A 5,857-nucleotide genomic window follows, 5' to 3' on the forward strand; every position below is an offset into this window, starting at 1 on the left:
CAGTTGCCAGACCGCAAGGTGTTTTAACAAATCAAAAGGGGTTTTTATAGCGGCTTTATAGCTGAAAGCTCTACGGAACCCCCTGCCTAGCAGGGGGTTTTCTATATACAAAAAAAAGTGGCATCTGCCAAGACGCCACTTTCGATGAGTTTTATCAGATCCAGCTATGGAATTGATTAGATACTCAAAATCAGCCCAGTAATTGCCGCAGATAGGAAACTCACCAACGTTGAACCGAACAGTAATTTCAGGCCAAAACGTGCAACGGTATTACCTTGTTTTTCATTCAGTCCCTTAATGGCACCCGCAACAATCCCAATGGATGAGAAGTTAGCAAAAGAAACCAAAAATACGGACAGAATACCTTTTGAACGCTCACTTAATTGGGCCGCGATTTCTTGCAAACTCTGCATCGCAACAAATTCGTTAGAAACCAGCTTAGTAGCCATGATACTACCCACTTTCAACGCTTCATCGCTTGGGATGCCAATAATCCATGCCAATGGATAGAACACATACCCCAAACATTCCTGGAAAGTAATACCAAATGCTAAGTGGAAAATTGCATTGATACCCGCAATCAGGGCGATAAAACCGATCAGCATCGCAGAGACAATCAAAGCAACTTTGAAACCTGCCAGAATATATTCGCCCAGCATTTCAAAGAAACTTTGCCCCTCGTGGAGGTTGCCCATATGGATTTCATCTTCACTCTCAATAGAGTAAGGGTTAATAAGAGATAAGATGATGAAAGTACTAAACATATTGAGAATCAGGGCTGCTACAACGTATTTTGCATCCAACATCGTCATGTAAGCACCAACGATAGACATTGATACCGTTGACATAGCTGTCGCTGCCATTGTATACATCCTGCGCTCAGACATTTTGTCCAGCACATCTTTGTAAGCAATGAAGTTCTCTGATTGTCCCAGAACCAATGAGCTAACCGCATTAAAGGATTCCAGTTTGCCCATACCATTGACTTTAGACAGCACTGTACCTATCGCACGAATGATAATCGGCAGCACTTTGATGTGTTGCAAAATACCAATCAGGGCGGAGATGAAAATGATAGGGCACAATACATTCAGGAAGAAGAACGCCAGATTCGCTTCTATCATGCCCCCGAAAACAAAGCTGGTACCTTTTGCTGCATAAGACAATAAATGGACGAATAAGTTATCAAATCCCTTAACAATTCCCAAACCCGCATTAGAATTCAAGAAGAACCAAGCAAGGAAAAGCTCGATGATAAGCAGCTGAATAATATAACGAATCTGAATACCCTTCCGATTATTACTCGCTAAAATCGCCAGGCCGCCAATCACAACCAATGCGAGACAAAAATGAAAAATATGAGACATAAAAAGAACTCCCGAACATGATGCTGCGCAAATTTATAAATGTATTTTATGTAACGCATAGTAGAAAATTATGCTGATTATCACATTAATTCACTATCTAGCGGTTACAAATTCCTATTTAGCCAACCCGATCACACTTTCTCGTTCATGCTTTTGAGTGAAAAGTATATTATTCACCCAATAAATGAAGCATTTCCTCTTCATCAATAACAGGAATCCCTAACTCATTAGCTTTAACTAATTTAGAACCCGCCGCTTCACCGGCAATAACCAGATCGGTTTTCTTAGAAACACTACCGGTTACTTTCGCACCTAAAGCTACCAACTTATCTTTGGCTTCATCTCTGGATAGACGGCTTAATGAGCCAGTCAATACAACGATTTTACCGGCAAATGAGCTGTCAACTTCATCTAAACGCGGGCTTTCAGCCGATTCCCAATGGATACCGATATTATTGACCAAATCATCAATGACTATCTGATTGTGCTCTTCGCTGAAAAAATTCACGACATGGCTGGCAACAACACCGCCGACATCCTGAACCGCAATAAGTGCCTCAGTATCTGCTGCACGTAGTTTTTCCAATGTGCCAAAGTGCGAAACAAGATTAGCAGCCGTTGCTTCACCAACTTCACGAATGCCCAAAGAATAAATAAAGCGGGCAAAGGTGGTTTTTTTGGATTTTTCCAGAGCATTAATCACATTTTGCGCAGATTTAGGCCCCATGCGCTCAAGACCAGTGAGCGTGCCGGCACTCAAACGGAAAAGATCAGCCGGTGTTTTGACATACTCTTTATCTACGAGCTGCTCAATGATTTTTTCACCCATGCCATCTACATCCATAGCCCGACGGGAAACAAAATGTTTCAATGCTTCTTTGCGTTGAGCTCCGCAGAATAAGCCTCCGGTACAACGAGCCACTGCCTCACCTTCAACACGTTCGATATCTGAACCACAAACCGGACAATGTTCCGGGAAAATGATTTCCTGGCTTTCCGTTGGCCTGTTCTCATGCACAACACCGACAACTTGTGGAATAACATCTCCGGCCCGGCGAATCACCACAGTATCACCAATACGCAGACCCAAACGTTCAATTTCATCCGCATTGTGCAATGTCGCGTTACTGACCGTCACACCAGCCACTAATACAGGCTCCAAACGGGCAACTGGTGTAATCGCACCTGTACGCCCTACTTGAAACTCAACACCACGTACAATAGTCATCTGTTCTTGAGCCGGAAATTTAAAGGCTGTCGCCCAGCGTGGCGCTCTGGCCACAAATCCCAATGTTTCCTGTAACTCAAGGGAATCAACTTTAACGACAACACCATCAATATCAAAACCCAGCGTCGGGCGCTGTATTTCAATGTTATGGTAAAAATCCATCACTTGTTGAGTGCCCTGACACAATTTTATTTTGTCACTGACGGGCAATCCCCAATTTTTGAACTGCATCAAACGTTCATAATGGCTTGCCGGAAATTCCCCACCTTCCAGTACCCCGATACCATAACAATAGAAAGTGAGCGGGCGTTTGGCGGTAATTCTCGGATCAAGCTGGCGTAAAGATCCAGCCGCTGCATTGCGGGGATTGGCGAATACTTTATTACCTGTGCGACGTGCTTCTTCGTTGAGTTTTTCGAACCCCGCCTGTTTGATGAATACTTCACCACGGATTTCAACACGGGCAGGAATATTTTCCCCTTTCAGGCGCAAAGGAATGGCATGAATGGTACGAACATTCGCAGTGATGTTCTCTCCCGTTGTGCCGTCTCCACGAGTTGCAGCCTGTACCAATTCCCCATGTTCATACAGTAAACTAACAGCCAGACCATCGAGTTTCAGTTCACAGCAAAATACCAAATCCCGACTATCTTTCAGACGATCGCGAACACGTTTGTCAAATGCCAGATAGCTATCTTCATCAAATACGTTATCCAAAGACAACATAGGTATTTCATGACGCACCTGCTCAAATGCCGTTAGTGGGGCTGCACCAACGCGTTGGGTGGGAGAATCTGCTGTAATCAGCGCAGGATGCTGTTCTTCCAGCGCTTTTAATTCCCGCATTAAACGATCATATTCTGCATCCGGGATCTCTGGCGCATCCATGACATGATACAAATACTCATGATGACGCAATGTTGTTCTTAGTTTGTTGATTTTTTCAATAATATTTTCCATGAATTCTCACCAGAGATGAAAAACCCCCGGCTAGCGGGGGCTTGAGACTAAAAAGAAGGAATTATTCACCGACATTAAGCGTGTTACGGATACGCGTTTTATAGAGTTCAATCATCTGTGGTGTCAGCATCTTACGTTCACTATCCAGAACCACGCCTCCCACATCGGAAGCTATACGCTGTGCTGCCTGTAACATCAGTTTAAAGTTCTGATTGGAATCACCATATGAAGGCACAAGCATAAACATGGAAATCCCGGGGGTAGTAAAATCTGTCATTCGATCGGGATCAAACGAACCGGGTTTTACCATATTAGCCAAACTGAACAACACAGCACCACTGCCCGATGGGTTCAAATGACGATGGAAGATATTCATGTCACCAAACCGGAAACCTGCCTGCAAAATGCTTTGAAACAGCACTTCACCATTCAGCTCCTGCCCATGATGTGCAGCAACATGCAATACCAGCACAGTCTCTTTCTTGGTTTGCCCGGATTCAACCGCCCCTTCACTTTCAGGTAGCTTTGGCTGCCCTTCAATGGATTGCCCTTCAACAATCCCGGCTATCGGTTCCGCTGATCCTGCAACTTTTTGTTCAACCGGGTCAAACAACCCAAGTTGCGGCTCTTCCTGTTGTCTGTCGGCAACCTTCTCTTTTGCTGCTGGTACATCAGGATGATGCCTTGCAAGTAAAGGATCGGAATCATCATCAGACATTACTGCTGATGACTCAGGCTCACGACGTTCAATAACAGGCTCAGCACGATGTTCAGTGTGCGGTTTTGCCGACTCCTGAGCATGTGATTTCGGCGAATTATCAAACAGTCCATCGCCATCATTATCTTCCAGCTCTTTCTGGCGCTCCTGTTTATGACGTTTAACTGGGCGATCACGAAAGAGTGATGAACGCTCTTTACGGCTGGTCCACAACCCATGTAATAGCAAAGCTATTATGGCTATCGCACCAACAACGATTAATATCAGACGCAAATCCTGCATCATTGCTATCTCTGTTGTTTAAAGTCTGTTGTTTAAAGTAAGTGCCACTACGGCGGAATATTCTTTAGATAAGAGTATTTGCCAAATAAGACAAGTGCAAGTCTCTACATACTTTTCTTACCATAAAGAGATATATTCGCTGTTTTTTCGGATGTTTTTTACACACAAAACTACTAGTCAGTAGAAAATCCTGCCTATATCATACCGTCTCAATCATCTGGGAGAGAATAAGAAAATATGACGAATTCGACAAAATTGCCAAAACGTCTGAGTGGATTTCATTATATTGCACAAGGTTGGCAACTGATAACCCGTCCTGGCATTAAGAGATTCGTTTTATTACCCTTACTGGCCAATATCTTATTGTTAGGTGGCTCATTTTGGTGGCTATATCAGAAACTAGGCGGCTGGGTACAATGGACGCTCGATAAAATACCAGACTGGATGCAATGGTTAAGTTATTTAATTTGGCCGCTTGCCGTTATTTCCATCTTATTGGTTTTTACTTATTTTTTCAGCACACTGGCTAATTTTATCGCCTCACCATTCAATGGATTGCTGGCCGAAAAACTGGAAGCAAACCTGACAGGTATACCTGCACCGGATACTGGTGTTATCGATTTACTCAAAGACACCCCCCGCATTCTAAAACGTGAAGTAGTAAAAATTCTTTACTATATTCCCCGTGCGATTGTTCTATTGTTACTTTACTTTATTCCAGGGATCGGACAAACCGTTGCGCCCGTCCTTTGGTTTATTTTTAGTGCGTGGATGCTGACGATCCAATATTGTGATTATCCATTTGATAACCATAAAGTTAGTTTTTCCACCATGCGCAATGCGCTGCGGCAAGACAAAATTGCCAATCTCCAATTTGGTGCGGCGGTAAGCGTACTGACCATGATCCCTATCGTGAATTTATTTATTATGCCCGTCGCCGTCTGTGGCGCTACCGCTATGTGGGTTGATCGTCACCGCGCTCAGCACGCCCTGAATCATAGGCAATAAAACTAGGCTAATTCAGCCAGTTACCTACTAAACACCCTGGCAATTCTTACTATGTCAGGGTTGTTTAGCATGATTTTCATCATAGTTTCATTTTCTTCCGCTTCCGCAGAAGTCACTGTTTTTAGCCACAAAATGCTACAAAAACACTACAAATAGTTATACAAACCATAAATAACCTAAATAAACGCGATGCTCGACTTTAACATCCTATGACGTTGGCTTGTTGAAGCCAGTCGCGTTGACTTTTACCTTGTTTAAAATTGGCAAAAATGCCCAACGTATGAGAAAGCAGTT

Annotated in this window: 4 protein-coding genes and 1 pseudogene; 1 reads left to right on the forward strand and 4 read right to left on the reverse strand. The window is 43.5% G+C overall.

Features of this window, described 5'->3' with window-relative positions:
- Window positions 1-176: 176 nt before the first annotated feature.
- The 3 genes from AAC854_RS20870 to zipA form a co-directional block, all read right to left on the reverse strand.
- Window positions 177-1,367, reverse strand: coding sequence for a NupC/NupG family nucleoside CNT transporter (locus AAC854_RS20870; RefSeq protein ID WP_340618781.1), 1,191 nt, complete (start codon window positions 1,365-1,367; stop codon window positions 177-179).
- Window positions 1,368-1,536: 169 nt separating this feature from the next.
- Window positions 1,537-3,555, reverse strand: a complete 2,019-nt coding sequence (gene ligA, locus AAC854_RS20875) for an NAD-dependent DNA ligase LigA (protein ID WP_340618782.1) — start codon at window positions 3,553-3,555, stop codon at window positions 1,537-1,539.
- A gap of 61 nt (window positions 3,556-3,616) precedes the next feature.
- Complete coding sequence (gene zipA, locus AAC854_RS20880; RefSeq protein ID WP_340618783.1) at window positions 3,617-4,558, reverse strand: cell division protein ZipA; 942 nt, start codon at window positions 4,556-4,558, stop codon at window positions 3,617-3,619.
- Between the two features lie 234 nt (window positions 4,559-4,792).
- Here zipA and cysZ point away from each other — a divergent pair, with 234 nt between their 5' ends.
- A complete protein-coding gene (gene cysZ, locus AAC854_RS20885; RefSeq protein ID WP_340618784.1) occupies window positions 4,793-5,563 on the forward strand; it encodes a sulfate transporter CysZ in 771 nt (256 codons plus the stop codon).
- Window positions 5,564-5,762: 199 nt separating this feature from the next.
- On the opposite strand, the pseudogene AAC854_RS24420 reads toward cysZ, so the two are convergent.
- Window positions 5,763-5,857: pseudogene (locus AAC854_RS24420) on the reverse strand (IS982 family transposase); the annotation flags it as partial.

This window comes from Xenorhabdus entomophaga, from assembly GCF_037996725.1.
GTDB classification, from domain to species: Bacteria; Pseudomonadota; Gammaproteobacteria; order Enterobacterales; family Enterobacteriaceae; genus Xenorhabdus; species Xenorhabdus khoisanae.